At 58.0% G+C, this 23,808-nt stretch carries 27 protein-coding genes, 2 tRNA genes and 1 pseudogene; 14 read left to right on the top strand and 16 right to left on the bottom strand.

Features of this window, described 5'->3' with window-relative positions:
- Nucleotides 1-45: 45 nt before the first annotated feature.
- On the bottom strand, nucleotides 46-606 hold the full coding sequence (locus LIX15_RS06960; RefSeq protein ID WP_345410591.1) for a CDP-2,3-bis-(O-geranylgeranyl)-sn-glycerol synthase: 561 nt from the start codon (nucleotides 604-606) through the stop codon (nucleotides 46-48).
- 89 nt (nucleotides 607-695) lie between these two features.
- On the opposite strand from LIX15_RS06960, the gene LIX15_RS06965 reads away from it, so the two are divergent.
- The 5 genes and pseudogenes from LIX15_RS06965 to LIX15_RS33125 all read left to right on the top strand — a co-directional run.
- The gene (locus tag LIX15_RS06965) at nucleotides 696-1,526 is read left to right on the top strand and encodes a proline dehydrogenase family protein (RefSeq protein ID WP_227776766.1); all 831 of its coding nucleotides are present in this window, start codon (nucleotides 696-698) and stop codon (nucleotides 1,524-1,526) included.
- A gap of 50 nt (nucleotides 1,527-1,576) precedes the next feature.
- The gene (locus LIX15_RS06970) at nucleotides 1,577-2,233 is read left to right on the top strand and encodes a DUF502 domain-containing protein (RefSeq protein ID WP_227776767.1); all 657 of its coding nucleotides are present in this window, start codon (nucleotides 1,577-1,579) and stop codon (nucleotides 2,231-2,233) included.
- Between the two features lie 52 nt (nucleotides 2,234-2,285).
- Complete coding sequence (locus LIX15_RS06975; protein ID WP_227776768.1) at nucleotides 2,286-2,681, top strand: DUF6276 family protein; 396 nt, start codon at nucleotides 2,286-2,288, stop codon at nucleotides 2,679-2,681.
- A 69-nt stretch (nucleotides 2,682-2,750) separates the two neighbouring features.
- On the top strand, nucleotides 2,751-3,176 hold the full coding sequence (locus LIX15_RS06980) for an HIT family protein (protein ID WP_227776769.1): 426 nt from the start codon (nucleotides 2,751-2,753) through the stop codon (nucleotides 3,174-3,176).
- A gap of 45 nt (nucleotides 3,177-3,221) precedes the next feature.
- A pseudogene (locus LIX15_RS33125) lies at nucleotides 3,222-3,413 on the top strand (AAA family ATPase); the annotation flags it as partial.
- 319 nt (nucleotides 3,414-3,732) lie between these two features.
- On the opposite strand, the gene LIX15_RS06990 reads toward LIX15_RS33125, so the two are convergent.
- Genes LIX15_RS06990 through LIX15_RS07000 form a run of 3 tightly spaced genes read right to left on the bottom strand, consistent with a single transcriptional unit; the run spans nucleotide 3,733 to nucleotide 6,597 of the window.
- Nucleotides 3,733-4,011, bottom strand: a complete 279-nt coding sequence (locus tag LIX15_RS06990) for a DUF7854 family protein (protein WP_227776771.1) — start codon at nucleotides 4,009-4,011, stop codon at nucleotides 3,733-3,735.
- 1 nt (nucleotide 4,012) lies between these two features.
- Nucleotides 4,013-6,109, bottom strand: coding sequence for a minichromosome maintenance protein MCM (locus LIX15_RS06995; RefSeq protein WP_227776772.1), 2,097 nt, complete (start codon nucleotides 6,107-6,109; stop codon nucleotides 4,013-4,015).
- Between the two features lie 47 nt (nucleotides 6,110-6,156).
- On the bottom strand, nucleotides 6,157-6,597 hold the full coding sequence (locus LIX15_RS07000; protein ID WP_227776773.1) for a helix-turn-helix transcriptional regulator: 441 nt from the start codon (nucleotides 6,595-6,597) through the stop codon (nucleotides 6,157-6,159).
- Between the two features lie 205 nt (nucleotides 6,598-6,802).
- Between LIX15_RS07000 and LIX15_RS07005 the strand changes: the two genes are divergently transcribed.
- On the top strand, nucleotides 6,803-7,015 hold the full coding sequence (locus LIX15_RS07005; protein WP_227776774.1) for a hypothetical protein: 213 nt from the start codon (nucleotides 6,803-6,805) through the stop codon (nucleotides 7,013-7,015).
- 89 nt (nucleotides 7,016-7,104) lie between these two features.
- On the opposite strand, the gene LIX15_RS07010 is transcribed toward LIX15_RS07005, so the two are convergent.
- Nucleotides 7,105-7,177: transfer RNA gene (locus LIX15_RS07010), tRNA-Pro, on the bottom strand.
- Between the two features lie 56 nt (nucleotides 7,178-7,233).
- Entirely contained in the window at nucleotides 7,234-9,288 is a 2,055-nt protein-coding gene (locus LIX15_RS07015; RefSeq protein WP_227776775.1) for a DEAD/DEAH box helicase, read from the bottom strand.
- A 254-nt stretch (nucleotides 9,289-9,542) separates the two neighbouring features.
- Here LIX15_RS07015 and LIX15_RS07020 point away from each other — a divergent pair, with 254 nt between their 5' ends.
- Complete coding sequence (locus tag LIX15_RS07020; RefSeq protein ID WP_227776776.1) at nucleotides 9,543-9,719, top strand: hypothetical protein; 177 nt, start codon at nucleotides 9,543-9,545, stop codon at nucleotides 9,717-9,719.
- On the opposite strand, the gene LIX15_RS07025 is transcribed toward LIX15_RS07020, so the two are convergent.
- The gene (locus LIX15_RS07025) at nucleotides 9,716-10,078 is read right to left on the bottom strand and encodes a cupin domain-containing protein (protein ID WP_227776777.1); all 363 of its coding nucleotides are present in this window, start codon (nucleotides 10,076-10,078) and stop codon (nucleotides 9,716-9,718) included. The two genes, LIX15_RS07020 and LIX15_RS07025, sit on opposite strands and share 4 nt — an antisense overlap.
- Nucleotides 10,079-10,102: 24 nt before the next feature.
- Complete coding sequence (locus tag LIX15_RS07030; RefSeq protein ID WP_227776778.1) at nucleotides 10,103-11,347, bottom strand: RNA-guided endonuclease InsQ/TnpB family protein; 1,245 nt, start codon at nucleotides 11,345-11,347, stop codon at nucleotides 10,103-10,105.
- A 90-nt stretch (nucleotides 11,348-11,437) separates the two neighbouring features.
- Between LIX15_RS07030 and LIX15_RS07035 the strand changes: the two genes are divergently transcribed.
- Together LIX15_RS07035 and LIX15_RS07040 are read left to right on the top strand one after the other, a co-directional pair.
- Nucleotides 11,438-12,604, top strand: a complete 1,167-nt coding sequence (locus tag LIX15_RS07035) for a M50 family metallopeptidase (protein ID WP_227776779.1) — start codon at nucleotides 11,438-11,440, stop codon at nucleotides 12,602-12,604.
- Between the two features lie 77 nt (nucleotides 12,605-12,681).
- Complete coding sequence (locus tag LIX15_RS07040) at nucleotides 12,682-12,993, top strand: hypothetical protein (protein WP_227776780.1); 312 nt, start codon at nucleotides 12,682-12,684, stop codon at nucleotides 12,991-12,993.
- 47 nt (nucleotides 12,994-13,040) lie between these two features.
- Here the strand turns inward: LIX15_RS07040 and LIX15_RS07045 are convergent, their stop codons facing one another.
- The 4 genes from LIX15_RS07045 to LIX15_RS07060 are packed head-to-tail and all read right to left on the bottom strand — an operon-like array spanning nucleotide 13,041 to nucleotide 15,624.
- Nucleotides 13,041-13,826, bottom strand: coding sequence for a hypothetical protein (locus LIX15_RS07045; protein WP_227776781.1), 786 nt, complete (start codon nucleotides 13,824-13,826; stop codon nucleotides 13,041-13,043).
- Nucleotides 13,827-13,874: 48 nt separating this feature from the next.
- A complete protein-coding gene (locus LIX15_RS07050; protein ID WP_227776782.1) occupies nucleotides 13,875-14,612 on the bottom strand; it encodes a hypothetical protein in 738 nt (245 codons plus the stop codon).
- A complete protein-coding gene (locus tag LIX15_RS07055; protein WP_227776783.1) occupies nucleotides 14,609-14,932 on the bottom strand; it encodes a hypothetical protein in 324 nt (107 codons plus the stop codon). The genes LIX15_RS07050 and LIX15_RS07055 overlap by 4 nt, the downstream gene beginning before the upstream one ends.
- Nucleotides 14,929-15,624, bottom strand: coding sequence for a hypothetical protein (locus tag LIX15_RS07060; protein ID WP_227776784.1), 696 nt, complete (start codon nucleotides 15,622-15,624; stop codon nucleotides 14,929-14,931). Before LIX15_RS07060 ends, LIX15_RS07055 begins: the two co-directional genes overlap by 4 nt.
- A gap of 557 nt (nucleotides 15,625-16,181) precedes the next feature.
- Here LIX15_RS07060 and LIX15_RS07065 point away from each other — a divergent pair.
- Nucleotides 16,182-16,448, top strand: a complete 267-nt coding sequence (locus LIX15_RS07065) for an SOS response-associated peptidase family protein (protein ID WP_227776785.1) — start codon at nucleotides 16,182-16,184, stop codon at nucleotides 16,446-16,448.
- A gap of 115 nt (nucleotides 16,449-16,563) precedes the next feature.
- On the opposite strand, the gene LIX15_RS07070 is transcribed toward LIX15_RS07065, so the two are convergent.
- Nucleotides 16,564-16,896, bottom strand: a complete 333-nt coding sequence (locus LIX15_RS07070) for a hypothetical protein (RefSeq protein ID WP_227776786.1) — start codon at nucleotides 16,894-16,896, stop codon at nucleotides 16,564-16,566.
- Between LIX15_RS07070 and LIX15_RS07075 the strand changes: the two genes are divergently transcribed.
- The gene (locus LIX15_RS07075) at nucleotides 16,895-17,317 is read left to right on the top strand and encodes a hypothetical protein (protein ID WP_227776787.1); all 423 of its coding nucleotides are present in this window, start codon (nucleotides 16,895-16,897) and stop codon (nucleotides 17,315-17,317) included. The genes LIX15_RS07070 and LIX15_RS07075 overlap by 2 nt on opposite strands.
- Before the next feature lie 154 nt (nucleotides 17,318-17,471).
- Nucleotides 17,472-17,702 carry a ribbon-helix-helix domain-containing protein gene (locus tag LIX15_RS07080; protein ID WP_227776788.1) on the top strand — a complete coding sequence of 77 codons (231 nt, stop codon included), beginning with the start codon at nucleotides 17,472-17,474 and terminating at the stop codon, nucleotides 17,700-17,702.
- A 101-nt stretch (nucleotides 17,703-17,803) separates the two neighbouring features.
- On the opposite strand, the gene LIX15_RS07085 is transcribed toward LIX15_RS07080, so the two are convergent.
- A tRNA-His gene (locus LIX15_RS07085) sits at nucleotides 17,804-17,876 on the bottom strand.
- 86 nt (nucleotides 17,877-17,962) lie between these two features.
- Nucleotides 17,963-18,361, bottom strand: coding sequence for a hypothetical protein (locus tag LIX15_RS07090; protein WP_227776789.1), 399 nt, complete (start codon nucleotides 18,359-18,361; stop codon nucleotides 17,963-17,965).
- Nucleotides 18,362-18,432: 71 nt separating this feature from the next.
- Between LIX15_RS07090 and LIX15_RS07095 the strand changes: the two genes are divergently transcribed.
- Nucleotides 18,433-19,491, top strand: coding sequence for an ATPase domain-containing protein (locus LIX15_RS07095; RefSeq protein ID WP_227776790.1), 1,059 nt, complete (start codon nucleotides 18,433-18,435; stop codon nucleotides 19,489-19,491).
- Nucleotides 19,492-20,033: 542 nt separating this feature from the next.
- Here the strand turns inward: LIX15_RS07095 and LIX15_RS07100 are convergent.
- Complete coding sequence (locus LIX15_RS07100; protein ID WP_227776791.1) at nucleotides 20,034-21,863, bottom strand: hypothetical protein; 1,830 nt, start codon at nucleotides 21,861-21,863, stop codon at nucleotides 20,034-20,036.
- 227 nt (nucleotides 21,864-22,090) lie between these two features.
- Between LIX15_RS07100 and LIX15_RS07105 the strand changes: the two genes are divergently transcribed.
- Nucleotides 22,091-23,767, top strand: a complete 1,677-nt coding sequence (locus LIX15_RS07105) for an outer membrane protein assembly factor BamB family protein (protein ID WP_227776792.1) — start codon at nucleotides 22,091-22,093, stop codon at nucleotides 23,765-23,767.
- Nucleotides 23,768-23,808: the final 41 nt, after the last annotated feature.

Below are 23,808 nucleotides of genomic sequence, written 5' to 3' on the forward strand. Positions count from 1 at the left end.
CGACAACGGGCGGGGAGGGTGGTTAAAAGTAGTTTTTTGCGGTCGCTACCACGGTTCGTTCTTCAATCCGAGCATGTACGCGAGCATGTTCGTCGTCAGATGTAAGAACGGCGTAACGACGACGACCACGGTAAGCACTGGAAGCGTAAAGGTTTCGAGCGTCCACTTAGGTGCGGTAATCGACGTGAGCAAGAGCGCCATCACGACGAAATCCAATTGGTCGACGCCCGGGAACGCCGCCCCGCGCCGTCGTCCGGTTCGACGTTTCAGGAAAGATGCTCCCATGTCGCCGAGCATCGCACCGAGCGGCATTGCGACCATGACGATTGCGGGAAAATCCGGTAGTGAGACGCTAAAAACGTCCGATGCAGTCGCGCTCATCGCGTTCATTCCGGCTGCCAGCAGCGTGCCAGCTGTGACTCCGGCGATGGTTCCGCGCCACGTTTTTCCGTCGCCAAGGATTCGCTCTCCGTTCCACGTCCTGCCGCCGTCAATCGGCGCGCCGCCACCTGCAATCACTGCCACGTTGTTCGGCACGTATGCGGGCAACATCGCCCACACCGCGACGATAAGAACGTCGAAAATATCCACGCCGAGTATATCCATATCGAGACAGAAACTCCCCGGGTCTTAAGAACCGACGGTCTGGCGCGGGCATATATAACCCTAAGGCACGGGGGTGCAAATCCCGGGATATGATACCTCCGATTGCCAGTCGATTCGTCGCAGGTGAAACGCCGGGGGAGGCGCTCGAACATACGCAGGAGCTAAACCAGCGAAACGTCAGCGTCATTCTCAACCTTCTCGGCGAACATTATCACGACCGGAAACCGGCGGACGAGGACGCCGAAGTCTATATTCGACTACTCGAAGACATCGAACGCTCCGACCTTTCTGCGTGCGTTTCGGTCAAACCCTCGCAAGTCGGCCTCGACGTCGGTACGCACGTTTTTCGGGAGAACATGGAGCGCATCGCGGACGCCGCGAACGACACGTTCGTCTGGATAGATATGGAAGACCACGAGACGACGGACGCGACTTTGGACGTGTTCGAGCAGTTGACCCGCGAACACGACGGCGGAATCGGCGTCTGCATCCAAGCGAACCTCAAACGAACCGAAGACGACCTCGAACGACTCGCCGACCTTCCCGGTAAGGTTCGTCTGGTCAAAGGGGCGTACGACGAACCGGGAGAAATCGCGTACAAGGAAAAAGAGCGCGTCGATGCGGTGTACCGCGAGTATCTCGAATTTATGTTTCAGGAGTTCGAGGGCGGTATCGCGGTCGGCAGCCACGACCCGGCGATGATAAAGTACGCAAAAGAACTCCACGAGGAGTACGGTACGGATTTCGAAATCCAGATGCTGATGGGCGTGCGCGAGGACGTCCAGTACGAACTCGCGGAGGAGTACGAAGTCTGGCAGTACGTTCCCTACGGCGGGAAATGGATGTCGTACTTCTATCGTCGCGTCATGGAACGCAAGGAAAACCTGCTGTTTGCGGCCCGCGCGGTTCTCGGTCGATAACGGAAACGTTGCAACTGGTTTATATTCCTGCACTCGTATGCTACACACAAATGTCTTCGTGGAAGCGTGACGCCGGAAGCGGTCTCATCGTCCTCGCCCCCTTACTGGTCACCGCGTACATCGTCGCTTGGATGTTCCTCAAAATCGCCGGGTTGCCGTTTTTGGTGGAAATATCGGATTACACCGTCATCGACGGTCTATTGACTATTCCCGGGAGTCTTATTCGCGTCGGCATCGTTCTTACGGTGTTTTCGATGCTCGTGCTCAGCATAGGTTATCTCATGCGGACGACCGTCGGCGGCATCGTCGAAAACGCCATCGACGGCGCGATGAACCAACTGCCTGGTCTCCGAATCGTCTACAATGCTTCCAAGATGGCCGCGGAAACCGCGCTTTCTGACACCAATCGACTCCAGAAACCAGTCAAAATCGAGACGTGGGAGGGAATGCGAATGACCGCCTTCAAAACCGGAAAGACGACCGACGACGGCCGCGAACTCCTATTTTTACCCACCGCGCCGAACATCACGACCGGATTCGTCGTGGAAGTCGAACCCGACCAGTTCACCGAAACCGACGAATCCGTCGAGGATGCCCTTACCCGCGTCCTGAGCGCCGGGTTCGGTGAGAACAGCGAAAGCGGGATTCCCATCAATGTGACCGACGAGGGAGAAGACACCACTAAGACGCCTCCGCCGACCCGGTAGTCTCAGAGCGAAAACTGGTATATTTTTGAACAGTGCGGTTCTCCGTTCACCCATGACTTGCCCTGACTGCGGAGAGGAACGACTTTCGTTCGTCGTCCCGTCCGAACTCCGCGAAGATGTGCCCGGGGAACCGATTTCGGTACTTCTCTGTCCACACTGTCTTCAACTCGAACCGGTCGAAGACCCAAATACGGAATTCACCGATTTTACCACGTTAAGCGACGCGCTTCCCAAAGACGAGGATACCGCCGCCGCGATGGCGCTCGCCGCCGCACTCCTGTCGTCGCTGGCTCTCCATCGCCAACATATCGACGCTCTTCTCGACCGAGTGGAAGCGGCCGGTGTTGACCCTCTGCTCGTCCTCGACAGACTCGCGGACGACCCGGAGCTCGAACCCAACTTCGACATCGAATCGCGGCGTCGGCAGTTGCTCCAACTGCGAGAGTGAAGCGACTTTCTCCCCTATGGTTCTCCCAAAGCCTCAACTTTCATCACGCCGTCTCACAACTAGACGAGCATGGCCAACGATTGCATCTTTTGCCAAATCGTCGCGGGAGACATTCCAAGTAAAACCGTCTACGAGGACGACGCCGTATTCGCGTTCCTCGACGTGAATCCGCTCGCGCCGGGCCACACGCTCGTTATTCCGAAGAACCATCACGAAACGCTTTCTGACGTGCCCGAAGACACCGCCAGCGAACTGTTTTCGGCCCTCCATCGACTCACGCCCGCAGTCGAGGACGCGGTTGACGCCGATGCGAGCAACGTTGCGTTCAACAACGGCGAGGCGGCGGGACAGGAAGTTCCGCACGTTCACGCGCACATCATCCCTCGATTCGACGGCGACGGTGGTAACCCGATTCACGCCATTGCGGGAAGCACGCCCGACCTCTCCGACGAAGAACTGGACGAAATCGCGGACGACATCGCCGACGCTCGATAAGCCGCGGATTTTTATACCAGCACGAAACTATTCCGCGGTAGAACCGTGAAAAGAACTGCTGCACTCGTCGGTGCAACCGGCGGAGCCGGGACGACGAGACTCTGTATCGAACTCGGGGCCATGCTCGCACACGCTGGCCGTGACGTGGCAATTCTCGACGCCGCGTTTGCCACGCAAGGCTTGGCCCGTCACGTTCCCGGTCGTATCGGCAACGACCTCACCGCGCTTTTGACCGACGGCAAAATCGAATTTGACGAGGGTGAACTGAACGAGGCGCTCATCGACGGTGCGAGAACGAGAGTACTGGATTCGCCGTCCGTATTCGCCGAAACACCGCCCATACTATGTTGCCTCCGGCGATACCGCGTTCGCTCTTTGTGTGATCCGTCCCGTGGCATCCAGTGTGTATCGTTCGGCCACCTGCATTATTCTGGGCTCGATAAGTCCCTAAATCTTTGTCGACGCTGTCGCATTTGACACACCTGCGAACGCAGTTCTATGCCTTTCCTGTTTTCAGAGCATGTTTATTTTTCCACATTTCAAATTTTGACAGCCACTATATGATATCTATCCTAAAGTCGGTATCCCGATCACCGAGTAGTTCGTACACCCGCGTTCGTGCAGATTCCTCCGACTCCGCGACGACGACGATACCGTCCGCCCGGTGGTCTCCTCGTGCCCGATATGCCGACACACCGCTCTCACTCTCGAACTCGGTTGCGTACGTCCTGAGTACCGCCAGCACTCGCTGTTCCGTGGTTTGCAGGTCGTTCTCGCCGGATTCGAACGAGGAAAGTGCATCCTCGATGTTCCGGAGTGCGGAGATTCTGTCCATATTACGTCGTCCGTAGGTGGTCAGTATTAGGCTCGTAAAGTTCTCCCTTTTGTTTTAATTGTTCGATTTCGTGTTCGGCCTTCGTACGTTCAGTGCCCATCTCTTCAGCGCGCTCAAGTACCTCTTCGACAGGTGCGCCCTCTTCGTAATCATCTTCTATATCTGCAATAAGTGCCCTTATACTCATAATACGGTCGCGCTGGGTTTTGGACGTTCCCGTCTCGACCATGTCCGCGTCGAACTGCCCCGTCTCCGGATCGACGCCGATATCCTGTAGACACGATCGGACGATTTCGATGACGCGATTCGCATCCTCCTGTTCCACCGTATCCGAGAGGCGAACTCGGGCGCTGGCCTCCGCCAGTCGAACCAGCGCTTCTAGTTTTCGGGCCGTCACCGGAATTGGTGCGTCCTCGTCGGTGCCTTTCGAACGCAAATCGACGTAAAAGTCCCGTATCGCTTCGCGGGCCTCCGTTTTCATCGTCGGATAGATGTTCGATTTCGCGTAGGCGATGTATTTGCGAAGGAGCTCTGCCTCGATGGCCGGAGCGACTTCTTCCGTCTGACTTCGAACCTGCTCTTCGCTGATATTCGGAGCGTTGATTTCGGTTCGTTGGGTGTTCAGCTCCCCTGCAAAGTTGGTTTGCAGGATGTGTTCTGCGAGCCGCGAATCGTGATCCGGATCGGGTTTGTCCGTCACCGTGAAGATGAGGTCGAACCGCGAGATGAGCGCGGGTTCGAGATTAATTTGCTCGGCGATGGATTCGTATTGGTCGAACCGCCCGTATTTCGGGTTCGCTGCGCCGAGGAGCGAACAGCGGGATTTCAACGTCGCATTAATTCCGGCCTTGCTCACGCTGATTTTCTGCTGTTCGAGCCCCTCGTGCATGGCGGAGCGGTCGTCCGGATTCATTTTATCCAGTTCGTCCACGGCCGCGATTCCTTTGTCGGCGAGGACGAGCGCACCCGCTTCGAGCGTCCACTGTTGCCCATCACCGAAATCGTCGCGGACTGCCGCGGCGGTGAGACCCGCTGAGGACGAACCCTTACCGGAGGTGTAGACGGAGCGCGGCGCAATTTGTTGGATGTATGATAGCATCTGCGATTTACCGGTTCCGGGGTCACCGATGAGGAGCATATGCAGGTCACCGCGAATCCGCGACCCGTCCGGGAGGTGTTTGGTTACGCCGGAGAATAGTTGGAGAATCATCGCTAACTTCTCCTCCTCGTAGCCGTAGATGGCGGGTGCGATGGAGTCCACCATCTGCTCGTAGATATCGGACTCGTTCGAGAGTTCGATGATTTCCTCTTTGTCCTCGTCCGTGATATCCATGTCCTCGAACTCCTCGTCCTCGATAACGACCGATACGCCGTCCATGTACACGTCGAAAACGGCGGACTTCTCCTGCCCGCTTCCTTGCTGTTCGAGGTGGAGGATTCCGGTCACCGTCACGTGGTCACCGGGAGAGACGTTGCCGGTGATATCGTCCTCGATGTGGATATCGATGCTCTGGGGCGTCTCACCGCCGCGGAGTCCTTCCGGACTCTCCTGCACGCGAAGTTTCTGAGAGTCGATGAACTCGGACTGGTCGAAGTTGATTTGGAACGGTCCCTGTCTTTCACAGCCCTGACATTCGTGCGGTTCCTGAAAATCGCCACCGGACTGTGGGATAAGCGTCAGTGTTCCACAGCGTTGACACTCGAAAGCGGCCTCCTGGATTTTGGGCCGAACGCCGGTCGCTTTCCGAACGATTCCCTGCACGCTGACCATCGTGTTGACGTGCCGGGCACGAATCGCGCGGATGTCCGTGTGATCCGGCAGGTCTTGAAGGCGGACGTGAGCCTGCCCGAGGCTTACGTCAACAGGGAGGTCGTACAGGCGAAGCGCCTCTTCCGCGTACTCTTGCAACTGTTGCGGTTGCGCGAGGTAGTCGTCTGCGATGTCCGCGTCGTACCGATACAGGTCGTTCCAGTCGATGTACAGCGACCGCTTTTCGTTCGGGTACTGTTGAGCGAGCTCCCCGACTTGGTCGCTGTAGTATCGCCGGTAGAACTGCTCGAATCGGTCTACCAATTCCGTATTTTCCGCGCGAGCCATTCATCAACTCTTGGTCGCCGATTACGTAAGAACTTTCGCAAAATTCGTCAGCGGTCCAAGATTGGAACAGGTTCGATTCGTTGAACAAAAGCGGGCATAGAATCGGGGAGGTAGACCACGTTTTCGTTCCCCAGACGAACACGAATAATCTCGCCCCGTACCTCCATCTCGCCGAGCAGTCTGCTCACGGTCGAGCGCGACCATCCGGTCTCCGCGATGAGTTCCTGCTGGTGCAAACTGCCCCTGCGCCCTTTGAGCAATTGCACGATGTGCACCTCTGGCGTCAACCCGCTCTCGAACGCGAAATCGGTCATGGATATCTGCTTCGGCTTCGATTCGAACTCTGCTCCTCGTGCGGTTTTCGATTCGCTAATTTCGAGCTGTCGGGCGGTCGCTCTCGCCTCGGTGTTGTTTCTCAACCGCGCGCGTTTAATCCACCTGCCGATAGCCTCACCACTCAACCGTCTTCGTATCGTGACCCAAACCATGATTATTGATTATGGATTACGAGGGGATAAGTTATTCTACTACGTCTGTCCAGCTACTACTTTTGATAAATTCGGTTGCGGTTACGTCGGAACGTCGCTGTTCATGCTTTTCAGCCAATGATTACGGCGACGATTGCCGATGCATAATAATTCCCTTGCGATTGCAACCCCATCGCCTTCTCCGCAGGGCACCAATTCATTGTCTATGGTTGGACCACTGACGGTCGGGAAAAAGGCCACAAAGTTCGGCTACCGAAAATTCGGCAAAGTCGGGGCGATCGCGTTCGGCGCCATCGCGGTTGGCGGCTATTTCGCCGTCAAGCGAAAAATCAAGGCGATGGTGGGTGGTGACCAGACCACGGCGGACGAAAACGAGGATACCGAAGAATCCGAATCGCAGGCGGAACAGAGTCAGTAACCGACGTAGCCGCACCACTTTCCTTTTTCAAACAAACAACCGAGCCAAATCAGCCGACCAGCGTCGCTCACGGACTAATAAACCAAGAATGGGATCGCCCGGATTTGAACCGGGGTTATCGGCACCCAAGGCCGAAAGGATACCAAGCTACCCCACGATCCCGTACTCACGAGTAGCGCACTTGCACTGTAAAGCGTTTCGTTTCGCACCCGGGATTGCTACTCGTCCTCACCGAACAGTTCGAGGTCGGCGACGATGTCGAACGGATGTTTATCCTTCCTGATGCCGTCCACGATTCGGAAGGCTTCGTCCGGTGCGAGGAAGTGGCTGGTGATGACACGACCTAGATGAGTCGGCGAAAAACCGTCGATGAACTCGTATTCGAGCAGTTTGCCGATTGCGTGTTTCGTCGGCACGTCGCCGATCATGCGGTTGTTCAGGCGCTTTGCGGCCTTGCCGCCGACCGTGACGTTCGCCAGCGTTTCCTCGATTGCGGCGCTCTCGTCGTAGAGCGTGCGCACGTCCTCCATCTCGCCCTTGAGGAGTTTAAACGCGACCTCGTCTTCCGACATCTCCATGCTGTTGTGATAACTTCCGTCGGGTTCCACGAGGACGTACACCTTCCCGCGGTCGTGGTAGTCCGGCCGCCCGGCGCGTCCGAGCATCTGGTGGAACTCTTGGACGGTGAGCCACTCGATACCCATCGCAAGTGAGTCGAAGATGACTTGCGAGGCGGGGAAATCGACCCCGGCAGCGAGCGCGGCGGTGGTCACGACCGCCGACAGCTCTTGCTCGGCAAACATGCGCTCGACTTTCTTGCGTCGCCCGTAGTCCAGTCCGGCGTGGTAGGGTGCGGCATTGTACTCCAGCTTTCTGGAAATCTCGTGACAGCGCCGCCGCGAGTTGGTGAAGATGATGGTTTGGCCGCGATACCCTTTCGACGATTCGCGGTCGAACTCGCGCTTGACGAGTTTGTTTTCGATGTTCGGCTTTTCCTGCCCGCTGGCGAAGGTGACGTGGCGTTCCAGCGCGACCGGTCGCTCCTCGAACTCCACGAGGTTTGCTTCGAGCGCCTGCGCGAGGTCTCGCGGGTTGCCGACCGTCGCGGAGAGATACACCCATTGTGCGCCGCCGTAGTTCTGTTTTCTCTTCGCACGCTCCTCACAGTAGTATTTCAACCGCGAGATGAGACCGTCGAGTCGGTGGCCGCGCTCCTGTTCTTGCAGGGTGTGTACTTCGTCGATTACGACGGTTCCGATGTCGCCTAAATCGCGCCCGGTTCGGAGCGCGTGGTCGATTCCCTCGTAGGTGCCGACGATGATGTCCGCGTTCGGGTCGAATCGGTTACCGTCGTCACGCACGCGACTCGCGCCGACTCGGATGGTCACGTTTGCGAGGTCGCCGTACTCGTCTTTGAAATCCTCGTGCTTCTGGTTCGCCAGCGCGACCAGCGGAACCAGAAAGAGCATCTTTCCTTGTCCGTTCAACACGCGGTCTAATCCGGTCATCTCCCCTACGAGGGTTTTCCCAGTCGCGGTCGCGCTGACGACGAGTTGGTCGTCGCCGTCGAGCAGTCCGTTCTGTACCGCGAGGCTCTGGACAGGAAGCAGGGTATCGAACCGCGATTCGAGTAGGTTCTGCACGCCGGGGTGGAGGTTCAACGAATCTACCTGCTGTAGTTCCACATCCTCGACGTTCGCGCTGATTTCGTCGAACTTCGTCAAATCCGGGTCGAGTCGCCCCTTGAGCAGGTTCGTGATTCGCTGTAAATCCTGTACTTCTAACAGCAGGTCTTCGAGTCTGTCTTGGGCGGATCCCGTTAGGTTGCCCCTGAAGGAGAGTTCGCGCTCGAGTTCCTCCGTCGCGCAGTCGGGACAGATGTACTCTTCGCCGGTATTAATCGCCGTCTCGCTGCTGATTGGCGAGTACTCTCCCTTGTTCGCACAGAGTCGGCAGGTTCGAACTGCCGTCACATCGAGTTGATAGCCGGACAACATCTCCTTCAGCTCCGCCCGCCCCTCGGGCGAAGTCTGCTGTGAGATTCGAATGCGATTTGCACCCCGGGCCAGCTCGATGAACTCGTCCGGACTGCGTGGTTTTTCGCTCGACCCGTCCTTCAGCAGAAATCGCCCCGGACGAGGCCCGGCACTCGTTTCCTTGAGTTCGAGAATCGCCTGAAACAGTCGCTTTCCGCCCTGTTGAGCGACGACTCGATAGCCGCGGTCCGTCTCGTGGCAGAAGAGCGTCTCCACCTGCTGAGCCTGCTTCGACACGGCGAGTGCTACACGCTGAAGCTATTTTAGCGATTCGGACTGGTTGAATCCCGTCATCGTTCCGAATAGCGCTTTTCGCGCGTGTTAGGTGGTGCCAACTGTCTTGGAAATCATGCATTAAGAATCGTCAATGATGGAATAACGAACTCTCACGGACGGTATTCCGGGAATACCGTTTTGCAACCGGCTCATAACAAAGCCGGTTCACCCGCTAGCGTCAGTGCGCAGTAGCGCTACTCAAGGTGGCAGAACGAATGGAAGGCACGCAAGAAGAAGAACTCCCACGGCGATTCGACGATAAGATTATCTTGGAAATAGAAGACGGTTCGGACAGGGAGCGACCACTGATTCGAATGTGCGATACGCGGGCGAATGAAGCGTGGGTGTCCGCGTCTATCGACTCCGTGATTTCGCTCTCGGAACACCGCTAAACGAGGTTGATTTCGTCGTCCCCGTTCGGCACCGCACAGAGGAACGCACCCGGTTCGTCGCTCTCGTTTCGGTACCAGTGAACGGCACCGGCGGGGATGAGCAACGAGTCACCAGCGCTGACTTCGTACGCTTCGTCTTCGATGCCGACGGTGTACTCGCCCTCCAAAACGTACTGTTCGTGTTCGACTTCGTTCGTGTGTTCCGGAACTTTCGCCCCGGGTTCCAACGTAAACCGTCGAATCGCAAAATTGGGCGCTCCCTGTTCGTCGCTGATAAGGACGCCTTTTTCCATCCCCTCTGCAGCCCCGACTGCTTCGTACTCTATCTCGTCTCCCTTCCGCACGATCGGATCGGCCATACCCTCCCTTTCACGGCGGTGGGGCTAAGGTTTTTGCACTTCTGCAAGTTCCTCGTTCGGAATGAAATCGCCGTCCGGCGTCACCCGTCCCGAACCGAGCGCGCAGTACTGCGCGCCGACGCCGCGCGACGAGAGCGGGCCGCGGCGGATGCATCTGAACCCGACGTTTTTCGCCGCGTTGTAGTGGTCGTTCGCCTCGTTACCGCATTTTAGACATTCGAAATGAGTGCGCTCGATATCGCGGTTTTGCGGGTGCGTGAACCCGCAGGCCGTACATCGCTGGCTCGTATACTCCGGATTTACCTGTACGACCGTAATTCCGCGCGCCTCAGCGCGGTACGCGACGAAGTCGAACAGCCGCTCGAACACCCACGCGTGGAATTCGTCGACCTTCGGAAGCAGTTCCTGTATCGTTTCGAGTTCGCCGAACGCAATGACGGAACAACCGTGTTTTTCGGCTTCCTCGACGATTCCCCTTGCGACGGTGTGGAGAGTATCTCGCACGAAATTGTCGTTTCTGCCGCCCGCTTGTCGAAGCGTTCGGAGCGCACTCCGAGTCTCCGTCTCGCGGAGATCCGCGCGTAGTTCCGCGAATTCGCGGTGGTGATGGTCGAGTTTCTCGCCCGAAAAGAATCGGGCGGTGCTCGTCACCGCCACGTTCTCGACGCCGAGCGCGACTCCGAGAACCGTGGCGTCTTCTTTCTCCTTCGAGCCGGCCTCACTGGACGCGTCAGCTCCCGGGCGTTCCGCCCGAAATCCGATGTGCAAATCGAACTGTCCGTCGCGGTAACAAAGGTTGCTTTTCGCCGGTTCCCACCGGTCGTCGTCCACGTACTGCGTCTGATAGCCGTCATCCGGAAAGACGAGGTCACAACGGACGCGGTCCTCGGTCGTCGTCAAACTGACTGCCTTGTCGTCGAACAGCGTCATCGTTCGCGTGTCGTAGACGACCGTCGGACTGGTGAAGGTCGGTTTTTCGGCGCTCTCGGCGGTTCCGTCGTTCCTCTCCAGAACGCCTTTTACCGCTTCTGCGGCCCGATGGGTGGCGAGAACGGCGTGCTGACTGCCGAGCTCCGTTCGCTCGCGGAGGACATCGTAGGCGAGTTGCTGTACCTCGCTCCGCGTATGGCAGTTCCCCCATGCGGTGTTGACCGCTATTTGACATCCCCGTTTCCACTCGCGCACCATCGCCAGCAGGCGCTCGTGGCCGTCCGAATCGACTGCGAGGCGAGTTACTGCTGTCCGCTTGAAATATTCGGAACCGCTCACGTTATTTTCTCCCCGGAGCGCCCCCTTGAATACTTCGGAGATGGTCTGAGCGCGACGAAGTTTAAGGCGTTTCCGACGCTAGATGTTCCCATGCGTAGCTTCAGAATCGGGAGCGTGTTCGGCATCCCGATTAAACTTGACCTCACCTTCCTGCTCATCCTGCCCGTGTTCGCGTGGCTCATCGGAACACAGGTCGGCTACTGGGTCGAAATAATGAATCCGCTGTTGGGACTCGGATTGACAACCGAACCGCTTACGGCCGGGATGATGCCGTGGATTCTCGGTGCCGCCGCCGCAATCGGCCTGTTTGCTGGTGTCGTCCTGCACGAACTCGGCCATTCGGTCGTCGCGATGCGATTCGGCTTCCCGATAGACTCCATTACCCTGTGGATTTTCGGCGGTATCGCTCGCCTTACCGACCAACCAGAGAACTGGCTCGAAGAACTGCTCATCGCCATCGCGGGTCCCATCGTCAGCATCGTCCTCGGCGTCGGCTCCTATCTCGCGCTGTTCGTAATTCCGGTACAGATGGAATCGGCTCGGTTCGTCGTCGGCTATCTCGCACTGATGAATATCGTGCTGGCGGCGTTCAACCTCCTGCCAGGTTTTCCGATGGACGGCGGACGTGTCTTGCGCGCACTGCTCGCGCGAACTCGACCGTTTGCTGAAGCGACTCAGACCGCCGCCGAAGTCGGAAAGCTGTTCGCTATCCTACTCGGCCTGTTCGGCCTGATTGGTGGCAACATCATCCTCATCGGCATCGCCTTTTTCATCTACATTGGAGCGACCGGCGAAGCGCAACAGACAGTGCTTTCAGCCGCTTTCAGTGGGGTACTCGTCCGCGACGTGATGACGCACGAAGAAGACTTAGAAACCGTTTCGTCGGACACCTCTATCGCCGACTTGCTGGAGACGATGTTCCAACAGCGCCACACCGGCTATCCGGTGGTGGATAACGGCGAACTCGTCGGGATGATAACCTTGGACGACGCGCGGAGCGTTCGACCGGTCGAACGCGACGCCTACACGGTGCGGGAAGTGATGTCCACCGACGTGAAGACGATTCCCGCCGACAACGATGCCTTGGATGCTCTCGAAACCATCCAGCAACACGGCATCGGTCGGCTGCCGGTTATCGACGCCGACGGAAATATTGCGGGTATCATTTCTCGAACCGACCTGATGACGGCGTTCGATATCATCAAAAGCAGTGGTCGTTCCGAGGAAGAACTGTCTCGCCGCGAACAGCCATCGTAGTGTCGTTCGTCGCTCCTACTCGTCCAGCGATATCGACCCATTCGGATCCACGAGTCGGGGGTGAGTTGTGAGACTGGATGTGGACGGAACCCGGACACTCGATTCTTCACGCCGAAACTGTTGTGCAGAGTGTACGCCGGGAAGTGAACGCGCTGTTCGAGGACGGTCTTGATGCTCTTTTCGTACAGCTGTTTGCGTTTCTCGTGGTTCGCCGTCTGCCGCGCGTTCTCGATGTCCTCCATCAGGCTCTCGTCGCGGTAGTGGGTTCCGTTCGTCAGCCCCTCGTTGTTGCTGTGGAAGAGGGCATTGCGACGAAGTTTATGACTGATTGCCGCACTCTCCCGTCGCTCTCCTCGCCGTCACGGACGAGGACGCACAAACCGGATTAGGCGACTTTGAATAAAAATACCGGACGGAGGCCTGCTGTTTCGCCGACTCAGTTCTTATCCGGCATCGTAGAGTGGCGGGAGGAGCCACCCATGTCCGACCGCGAGGACGGCATCGTGGACGTTCTCGTCGTCGCTCGTTGGCGGCCACCACCTCTCCCGCGTCCGCTCCCCTCATCGGGTTCTGCCGCCGCTTCTGCCGTTTCTTCGTCCCCGTCTCCGCTGCCAGCCTCTTTAAATAGCGAGCGAAGTTCCGTCAGGGTTTCTTCGACCGCCGAGGATTCGTCTTCTTTCTCGGTCGCTTCGTCTCCCTCGCTTCCCGTCTCGTCGCTTTCGGCCTCGTCGTCCTCGTTTCCTGCGTCGTCTTCACTTTCTGTCTCTTCCTCGGTCGTCGCTTCGTCGGAATTCTCGCTCGACAACACCGCCGATAGCAGGTCGCTCATACTTCGGTCGTCCTCGCCCGACGTTTCGTCGCCTGCGATGCGTTCGAGTCGGTCGATGCGCTCGCCCGCGTCGAGCTCCGGCCACTCCTCCGAAAGGTCTGCCATCTCCAACAGGTGTCGAAGACCGAGCACTGCGTCGGGGTCGGCCTCCTGAATCAGTATCGGAATGTCAGGTGGTGCGACATCATCCGATACATCCTCGAATCCGGTGGCCGCGAGCAGTTCGTCGAGCGATGCGTCGGCCACTTCCTCGGCGACGGCGTCGGCGGTTTCGCGCACGGAGTCGGCCTCCCCGTCCGACAGTTCGTCGTCTTCGACGGCGTCGAGCGCCGTCCGGATACGTTCCATCCCCTCGCCGAGGAGTTGGTAGAGGTCTGAATCGTCGGTACTCATCGTTCGAATCGGTGTGTGTGGGTCGAACAGTGATGGACGTTGTACGTTCTATTCGCCATCGGAATTCCCTCCGTCGTCCGTCTCCGAACCGTCATTGAATTCCTCGACGACGGCATCGACCATCTCGTCTCGCTGTAAGTTTGCCTTCACGCCAACCTCCTTTGCGATGGACTGAAGCTCCGAGTAGTCCATCGTTTCGAGCAGGTCGCGGTACGTCTCCTCCCGGATAGTCTGCACGTCGTCGGCGCTGAGGTCGCTCGCGTCGATGCTGGACGCCGCGCTGGTCGCCTCGTCGTCGGCCTCGTTCGTCTCCGTCACCGCTTCCTCGGCAGTTTCTTGTGCGGTGTCGCTCGCCTCACTCGCTCCTTCTTTGACGGTTTCGGCGGCTTTTTCCGTGGTTTCTTCGGCGGTCTCCTTCGCGTCGTCCAGCGCCTTCTCCCGCTGTTCAACGTACCCACGAAGCGCATCCTCGATGGGTTCCCGAAATTGCGGTTGGCGCAGCGTCCGACCGACCGCCACGACGAGCGCCCTTCCGAGGCGGTGAAGCAGTGACCGGTCGCCCTCCTCGTCGCTACTCTTGAACGGTACTTTGGAAGCGGCGCGGTCAACCGCGACTCGACCGAGTTGGCGTCCGGCGAGCGCGCCAACCGCCTCGCCGAACGCCCGCCCGAGCGACGCCCCATCGACCTGCTCGGTCACGCTGTCGCCGGCCACCAGCGAGCTGACATCTAACTGCTCGGTGAGTTCGTCCGTAACCGCTTCTTTCGGGTCGGGTGTGTCGGTCATGCGTTCTCACCCTCGTCGGTTTCGTCCTCGCTATTGGTCGAATCTCCTTCGCTCGCCCCGTCTTCGCCGTCGTCTCCATCGTCGTTCTCCCCTTCCGCGTCCGATGCGGAATCGAGGAGGGAGTCCAACAGCAGGACACCGAGGAGGCCGCCGAGCCACCCACCGAGGTTCCGCCCGACGAACGCTCCGATTGTCTCGCCGAGTGACTCCACCGACGTTTCGTCGTCGAACTCCCCGTTGAGCGGCGTGTCCGCGAACACCGCTTCGAAATCGATGTTCCGAACCGCCTCTCCGAAGTCGAGCGGCGTATCGTTGCTCATGCTTCGGACTCTGCTCCGTCCGTGGACTCGTCGCCGAACATTTCGTCGACGAGTTCCTTGAGAACCGTCGTCAGCAGTTCGTCGAGCGGAACGTCCGACAGCGCGTCGCTCACCGAGTCGCGGGCGGAGTCAACCGCCGACGAGAGCGGACTGGCATCGGAGTCCTCGGAGTCCTCGTCGGAGCCGCCGAACAGACCCTCGAAGAGACTCCCGGAGAACAGATTCCCCAGCAGTCCGCCCGAGCCACTTCCGAGCAGGTTCCCGACCCCGGAGAGCAGGTTCCCCAGTAGCCGACCGGGACCGCTTACCGCCGTCACGTCCAACTCGACTTCGTTGAGGTCGACTTCGAGACCGAGCAGGTCGAGAAATAGCCCTTCGAGGTCGAGGTACAACACCGTCGTCTCCCCTTCCTCTCGATAGCCGTACTCCTCTGACCCCTCGCCCTCTTCGGCTGTCTCCGCTTCTCCCTCTGTTTCTCCTTCCGTCTGTTCTTCCGACGACTCCTCGTCGTTTTGCTCGTCAGTCGTCTCCTCGGTCTCCTCCGACGCGCTCTCTTCTTCTGATTCCTCTTCCTCGCCACCGTCCGTTAACAACCGGTTCCTGTTCGAATCGTCCGTGATGTCGCCGTTGGCGGAATCGGTGTCGCGCTGTTCGTGGCAGTACGAATCGCTACGCTCGGCTTTCTCTATCATAGTAACCAACTTGCTTTTAAATAGTATGGTTACCACTAAGACGTTCTGGCTATCTGTGCAAGCTTATTCAGTACTCTTTGTTTCCAGAAACGAGACATCAATTTCGGTAACGAATGTCGCTACCCGACGCTTTGCTTCGATTTTCACGACCACTGTTCATTCTTTGTTTGGTATATGTTCTCTAATTTTGCTCTCTTGAAAATTTGCTTGTAAGACCCTGTTTCAACGAGTTTTTCGACGACATCTCTCTGTGAACTCCAGTCTCGTCTGTGAAGTTCCAATCACAGTTGCCCACCTACTCGCTGGTCTGCCGCCGTCACTCCGGTTCGTACACGAGAATCGTGCCCGGACTGCGGACGAGTATCAGCTATTCTCGATGGTAAATCGGATTCGTATTCTTATGTGCGGTCGTATATCACTGTTCGCTCCCGAAGCCGACCTTACAGAGTGGTTCGACGCGAAACCGACCCGTCCGATTCGACCCCGGTACAACATCGCGCCGGGTCAAGACACCCGGTCGTTCGAAACGACGCACTCGACGAAATGCACTTTCCGACGTGGGGTTTCGTCCCTCACTGAGCCGACGAATTCAGGGACGGTCACATCAACGTCGCGCGGAGACCCTGGCGGAGAACGAAGAACCGCAGTGGCTTCACGGCGACGAGGAGGAGCGGGAATCGGTGTTAGGTACCTTCCCCGGAAACGAGATGCGGGTCTACCCCGTCTCGAAACGGGTTAACAGCCCGAAAAACGATTTGCCGGAGTTGGTCGAGGAAGTGGTAGCGGATGAGGATTTACAGACCGGTTTGGAGGATTTCAATTAACCGATTCCCGAATGGCCGAGAAACCTATTTCATCGTCGCTCCCGAATCTCGCGCGGCCGTACCGTGCTCCGTCGAGCGTGCTTCTCTAGTACTTACGAAACACATAATCCGCTTATTACGGAGTACATAATAATCCCACCACGACGTTTTCATGCGAACGGATGAGACGTAACGGATTTCTCACGATAGCAGTCGTTTTCACCGTCTTGTTGGCTGGCTGTAGTGGTTTCGGATCCACCGACACCACCACAACGGAGACGACGACTACGGGGACCCCCCCGGCTGAACAGACAACGACGACGGAGAGTTCGGACTCCTCCACGACGACCACGTCTGCGTCAACGACCGCAACGACCACGTCTGCGTCAACGACCGCGACGACCACCGAATCGGACTCGGAATCGTGGTCGAAACCTTCGTCCCCGAACACGCCGCTCCAGAACAACATGGATTCGGAAGACAGGGATGAACCTCGAATCAAGAGCGTCGAGGCCGTGGACACGACTGAGGCGAGCGGTGGCGGCTATTCGGACTTCAACCTGAAAATCAACGCCGATACGCTGATGGATGACGTTGACCCGGCGGAACACGGTACCGTGCGGGGCGAACCGTACTTCCTCGTTTACGCTGACGGCTCGCTCGACAACCAATCGCGCTTCAGCTACACCAACGGCACCCTCATCGAGCGAAAACAGGTCTCCCACGACGAGAACGGCGAGTTCGTCATCGACGTTCGTCCCGGCGGCCTCGAAGAGGCGGGAGCAGACGGTGAGGTCACGCTACTGGTTCTGCTGATGGACGAAGACAAAGACTGGGACGACATCTACGGCGTCAGCAGGGTTACCGTCAAATACTCCCCCGAGGAGTAAGCGCTCGGCAGTCTCGACGGATTCGAAATCGAATATTTTCTGGGACGTAACTTACTAACAGTGCAGAAGAGGGCTGCGATAGCATTTCTCGCGTGGTCGCTGACGCTCGTATCGAACCCTGATATTTAATCCGGCTCTGGCACGGAGCGAGTGTATGGTAAAATTCGAGGTGACGATACCGGATCGTATCGACAGCGACATCGACCGTCTCGTTGACCAAGGTGATTTCCTGAATCGAGAGAAAGCGGTCGAGGATCTCCTCACGCTCGGTATCTCGTCCTACGGTGTGACTGACGACACCGACAACACGATGGACGATGACTTGTTTACGCAGGCCGTCGATGACCAACACGACCCGGCCAGCCAGCGGGACGAACCGCTCTAACTTTTCGAACCGGCGAGCCGGTTCGTTCATAATTTCTGGCATAACAGCTCTGACGCGAGCACACGCTACACGGTGCTCGCCGACCTGTTCACGGAAGAAAGGTCCAGGTGCGAGAATCGAACCCGCGTCCCAGCCTCCACAAGGCTGGAGGATAGTCCACTACCCCAACCCGGACACGCATATCGTGGTTACCCGGTGAGATTAAAATACGTTTCGAAAGTGGGCGTGTACTGTGATTGTCTCTACCGTGCGAACAGGACTCACTTTTCTTTCTCCGGGTTCTCCAGTCGAAATCGACGGGTTCGCTGACCGTCGAACCACGGGCCGGAGTCGGATTCTTCGAATCCGACATTTTCCACAACCTCCGCGGTGTCTTCCTCGGGTTCCGGTAACAGTATCTCGACCGGCATGGATTCGCGTTCGGCGAAGCGAATCGGTTCGTCCATGAGGCGTTTGCAGGCCGATTTCGTTCCAAACAGATGCGTAACGTAAACTGTCTCCTCGTCGGCTTCGAAGCCGACGAAGCCTTCGATTTTCTGGTCTGCTTCGGCTACGGAAACGGTTCGGTCATGTACCACGTCGGTCATTACTTCGGCCGGAACCTCGGCGAGTGCCGCGAGGCGTCCCCCGTCCGCTTCCACTGCATCTCGGACGCGCATAGGTGGAGTTCTCGTTCCCGCGCATTAAAACCGGGAGTAGCTTCATTTCGTTCGCGTTCTAATGCTTGTGTATGGATGGCACACCCGAGGAAACAGAGCAAAATTGGTGTGATTTCTGTCGTCTCCCGTGTCCGCAGGATCCAGTACTGTCGAAGTACGATTCGGATACCTACGAATTTTGTTCGGAGACATGTCGAGACGAGATGGCGGAAAACGATCGAGTGTTCACCGAATATCACGGATTTCGACAGGTCGCTACGGGCGTTTCGGGATTGGACGACCATCTTCCACAGGGGTTGCCGCGGAATTCTTTCGTCCTCGTGTCGGGCGAAGGCGGCACGCGGAACAGTGCGATTCAGGCCGAACTCGTCTGGCGAACCCTCGGCCGCGACGAATCCGCAGTCATCCTCAGTTTCACCGAACCGCCTGTGTCCGTGGTCGAGCAGTTTCTCTCGTTGGAGTGGAACGTTCTGCCGTATCTCGAAGCGGGCCAACTGCACATCATCGACTGCTTTACCTACCGGGTCAACGACCGTAAGCGGATGTTTGCCCGAATGGATGACTGGAACCAGTTTCTCCATCGCATCACCAGTTCCGCGACGACCACGGTGCGCGACCCGAGCGACACGAGCGAACTCCAGAACAAACTCGACAACTGCCTCGAATCGTTGTCGATGAGCGACTCCGGAGTCGTCGTCATAGACTCGTTGACGGAGTTCGGAACGCTGGTACAACCGGTGCAAGCGTACGATTTCGTGAAGGACGTGCGAGCGGACGTGTGCAAAGGCCGCTTCGTCCCGGTGTTTGCGGGTGCCACCTTCGCCGGGGACGAGGCCGTTTTCCCGCACGATATGGCTTACGTCATGGACGACCTCATCGACTTGCAGTTGAACGGGTCGGTCATCGAGGACGTGCTCGTCAAACGGATTCGAATCCGGAAGATGAACGGCGTCCTCACCATTCCCGAGTGGGTCGCTTACGAGTACACCGGCGGGGATGGGTTGGTTTCGTTCGACCCGCTCGAAGAGCTCGAAAAGTCGGAAGAGATGCTCGGAACACGGTCCGAATCCCCGCCCGACGACGGCCGCCCTGCCGCGGACGAGTCCTCGAAGATCGATGCGCCTGAGTGACTGACCCGACGGAATGGGCGATGCTGTGGCCGTCTGTTTAGGTGGAGCCTTCGAAGACACCATACCCAACCACTTCCGTGGTGTGGGCGGTTTCCGTATCGGCGCTTTGCTCCTCTGCACTTGGATGTCGACGCCGGTACTGGTCAGGTTTCGGTACCGGAGGCTTGCCGTATCATCACCGTTGAACGTTTGCATATCCGCAACGAACTGTGGGTCGTCGTACTGTTGTTCGAACGTGAGACGAGTCCACTCGTCGGTAATCGAGTTTCCGGTTTGCTGTACTTCGAACGGTTGCCCGTTGAGTTCTCCCGTTGCTTGTTGGAGCGCGATGTAACCGACCGATTCAGTCACGTGTTCACTGTTCGCCTCTTCCTCCTGAAGCAGCACGTCGAACAACTGGGTCGAGACGTTCGACACTCGCGTGACGATTGGGTCGTTGCCGTTGTACGTCTGAGATTGTGCCATAACCACCGGCTGGTTTCCGAAGAAGGAATCCAACGAAACGGTCGTTCCAGCGGTGGACGTCGATACCTGCCCGGATTTCACCTGATACGGAGACCCATCTCCGAGCCGTAGCTGGCGTTCACCCGGTTTCGCGGCGAGCGTATGATAGTTCTCGCTGACGTGCAGACCGTCCAGATACTCCCATTCTTCGAGTTGATACTCGAAGCCACCGTCGGTGACGTCTCTGATGCGAACGTGCACGGGCTGGTTGCCGTCCCAGTTCGGGGGCTTTGCAACGACGACGCCGTTCGGTGGCACGACCGACTCGGCTCGTCTCCACGTTCCTTGGTTGGCTGTGAGCTACTGTCGATGCTGTTCACCAGTAGTGCTTGCTCGCTTCCCGGTTCGTATACCTCCCCATCGACCGTCCATGTCGCCGGTCCGCTCCCCGATGTTTCGATGATTCCGCCGCTTACGTAGAAGACGTGAGATTGCCCCGCCGGAACCGTTCCGCTGGCGCGCGTCGAGTTCGGCGGTCGTCTCGCCGAAATCGTCAGTGCCCAACCCATGGCGATGGTTGCCCCGTCGTCTCCGCCGGGGAGAACGTGCGTTCCTCCCCTGATCGTGTAACTAGACGCCGAACTGTTGCCGGTGTTGTCGATACGAACGACCTGCGCGGATTGCATCGGGACGGTACCGAGCGACGGAGGACTCGGTAGCGGCGGCGTCGTAATCGGCGCGGTTGGATTTCCATTGGTGGTCATTCTGTTGCTGACGTACGAGGAGTTGGTTTGGGGCCCGCTCCCGCCGAGGACGCCCGAGACTGGCCCCCACGTGTCCGGTTCCTGTCCGATGAACACGGCGTACTCCGAATTGTGGTCGTTGCGGACGTGGACACCGTCAAGACGCAGTGTTTCGAGATTCACGGGAGTACCATCGTTCATCGTCCCTTCATAGGTGTAGATTGCGTCGTGATTCTTCGTGGAGGTGTAGCTGATACGGGTGTTCGCCACAATTATGTGGCGACAGGGAGCCGGTGCCGTAATCGCTCCGCCACAGCTCGAATCGTTGTATCGGTGATAGAAGTCGCTGTTTGTGACGGTCAACGTTCCGTTGTAACTGTCGATTTCTTGCTCAATATTCGTCGGCGCGTTGGCTTCCACGTTCACGCCCCGCTGGAGCGATCCGTTCGACCACGTTTGTCGCGGATGTTGGGCGTTCTTTATCGAGACGCAGTTGTTCACCTCGGAATTGCCGCCGAGACGCATGCCGTTTTGCGTATTGCGGAAGAAGCAGTTGTATAGTTTCATCGCTCCCTGCGGTTTCTTCGCGTATATCGTGTTCTCTCCCCACAGCTCGAACCAACAGCGATTGAAATAGAGCTGTCCGCTTCCGGATTCGACCAGTATCGCGCGGCGGTTGCTCGCTTCGCTCGGGGCGCATGACCCTTCGTGGAAGTAGCAGTCCTGTAAGAGCCCGCGCGTACCCTCGGCAGAGGACAACCGGAAATACGTTCGTGCCTCTCCCGAGCTGTTCGACCCGACGTTGCCATCCGTGGCCGCCCGAACCTTGCCGCGGGTGAAGAGTCGTTTGAGTTCCCAGTTCCCCGAACTGGTGTTCATCCGCACGAACGGCGGCACCGCCGTATTTCGCATGTCGAGCTCAAAGCCGTCCAACACGAATCCTCTCGAATACACGTCTATCCATCGGATGCTGTCACCCGACTGTCCGGGGACAAGGCGCGCGCTGTCCGGTGCGATGAGTTCGAGGTCGTTCGTCCCCGACGGAACGACGAGTTCGTTAAGTCTGTAGGTTCCCGACGGGAAAATAATGGTCGTGTTGCTGCCGACGAGGTCGCCGAGGACGGGATCAATGGCAGTTTCTCCGGTGTTGTTCGCACCTTCCTCGACGATGTTGTAGGTGGGCATTCAGATACCCCCTTTCGGTTGACGTTGTACGTCGGCCAATTCGTTGACATCGGTGTTTGCGCCGATAAGGCGCTTGGTTCGTTCCCGCTGCTTCGTTAATTTCTCTCGCCGCATACTTCTTGCAAACACCGTTTCGACCATTGTTATTCATAGCCTGGATGTAAAATAATATATTCGGGCGCACCATAACAATACTCTTGGATGGTGATTTTATCGACGAGGCATGAGTGAAAAACCATCGCACATCGAAGGAGGGGAACTCCCGGCGAACGTTCTTGAAAACCATCGGTATCGCAATGGGTGCGACGAGCTACGGCAGCAGCATTTCCATCGCCCGAAATGCGAACGGTCTCGACTGGAAACGACCGGGCGGCTGGATCGCCCCCCGGGCGGGGCCGAGTAGAACAGGCGTCACCGACCAAAACGGCCCGACGCCGTACGCCGTGACCGACTGGCGGATTGACTTGGACGGAAGCATGTACGACACCGACCCCGTGGTCGCGGATGAGACGCTCTACCTTTCCGTCACGACGAACAACACTCCGGGAGAGTACGGCGGATACATCGGGGCGTACGACGCCGAAACCGGTGACGAGCAGTGGAAGCGTCCCGACCTCCCCGCTCCGAAAACGCCCGCAATCGACGACCAAACGATTTATTTTTCCACACAGGTTCCTGAAACCCCTGACTCCGACGATATCGGATTTCATGCACTCGACGCCGATAGCGGCGACACAGTGTGGAACCGAACGGATCACAACCATTGGTCTCACCCGATCGTCACGGAAAACAAAATATACACGTCGAATCGTGACGCGACGTTCGCGCTCCACCGCGAGACCGGGGACACGATCTGGAAAGCGGGCGGCGTCAGCGGGTTCTCGGACGATGTCGGCGACGCGTTGAGTTACACCGACGGAACGCTCTTCGTCAGCGACGGAACCGCACTGGACGCAGAAGACGGTTCGACGAAGTGGGCGGTGTCCTCCGACGAGTGCACGCTTGGAAATCCGGCGGTTCACAACGGGATGATCTACTACACCCAAACCGAGCACATCGTCGGGGATGACGACCGAGTCAAGGTGCAGGCGCGGTCGGCGGAAACCGGGGAGGTCGAGTGGGTGCATCGAGAGGACGGAAACGCGTGGGACGGGCGACCGGCGATCACCGAAAACCACGTCCTTTTCGTCAATTCGAGCGACGGAGAGTCGATCGTAACGGCTCTCGATTCGACGACGGGAGAGACGGTGTGGGCGACGATGATACGAGGAACGTCTTTCAGCAGTCCAGTCGTGGGTAACGGGACGGTGTACCTCGGTGGTCAGTACGTTCCGGAATCCGATCCTTCGGCGGGTCGAGCCCTCATCCACGCGCTCGACGATGCGACCGGCGATCAACTGTGGTCGTACTTGCTCGGCAGCAGCGGCCTCGAAACGTCGCCGGAGGACCCCCCTGCCGCCGGAGCGCCCGTCGTGGCGGACGGAAAGATGTACGTCGCGACGTACCCAGCAGGTTCGACGTTGGACTATCAGTACGTCTACTACTCCAATTTCTTCGTCCTCGACTCGTGCGCCGTGCAACCGGACGAAGACCACCGACTTCCAGAAGAGGACGAATCGGACTGCGGAGACGACGCTCCTGACTTGGAGGCGTGTATCGAGGCGATTTCGGACGTCGATTGGAGCGACCTTAACGCCGGAGACGTCATCCAACTCATCGCCTCCTGTTCGACGAGAAGCGACCTCCGATACGAGTGGGACATCGACGGCGACGGTCGATACGAGGAGACCGGAAGTACGGTCAGTGTCACCGTTCCGACCTTCGATTCGATGACGGTTGGACTCAGAGTTACCGATTCGAACGGCGACACCGACACCACGAGCGTTTCCGTCTCGCCGAACTGATTTCCCCTCTCGAACCGACGTTCGGTACCGCATCGCGTTTT

The sequence above is a fragment of the Haladaptatus pallidirubidus genome, assembly GCF_020700235.1.
GTDB lineage: Archaea > Halobacteriota > Halobacteria > Halobacteriales > Haladaptataceae > Haladaptatus > Haladaptatus pallidirubidus.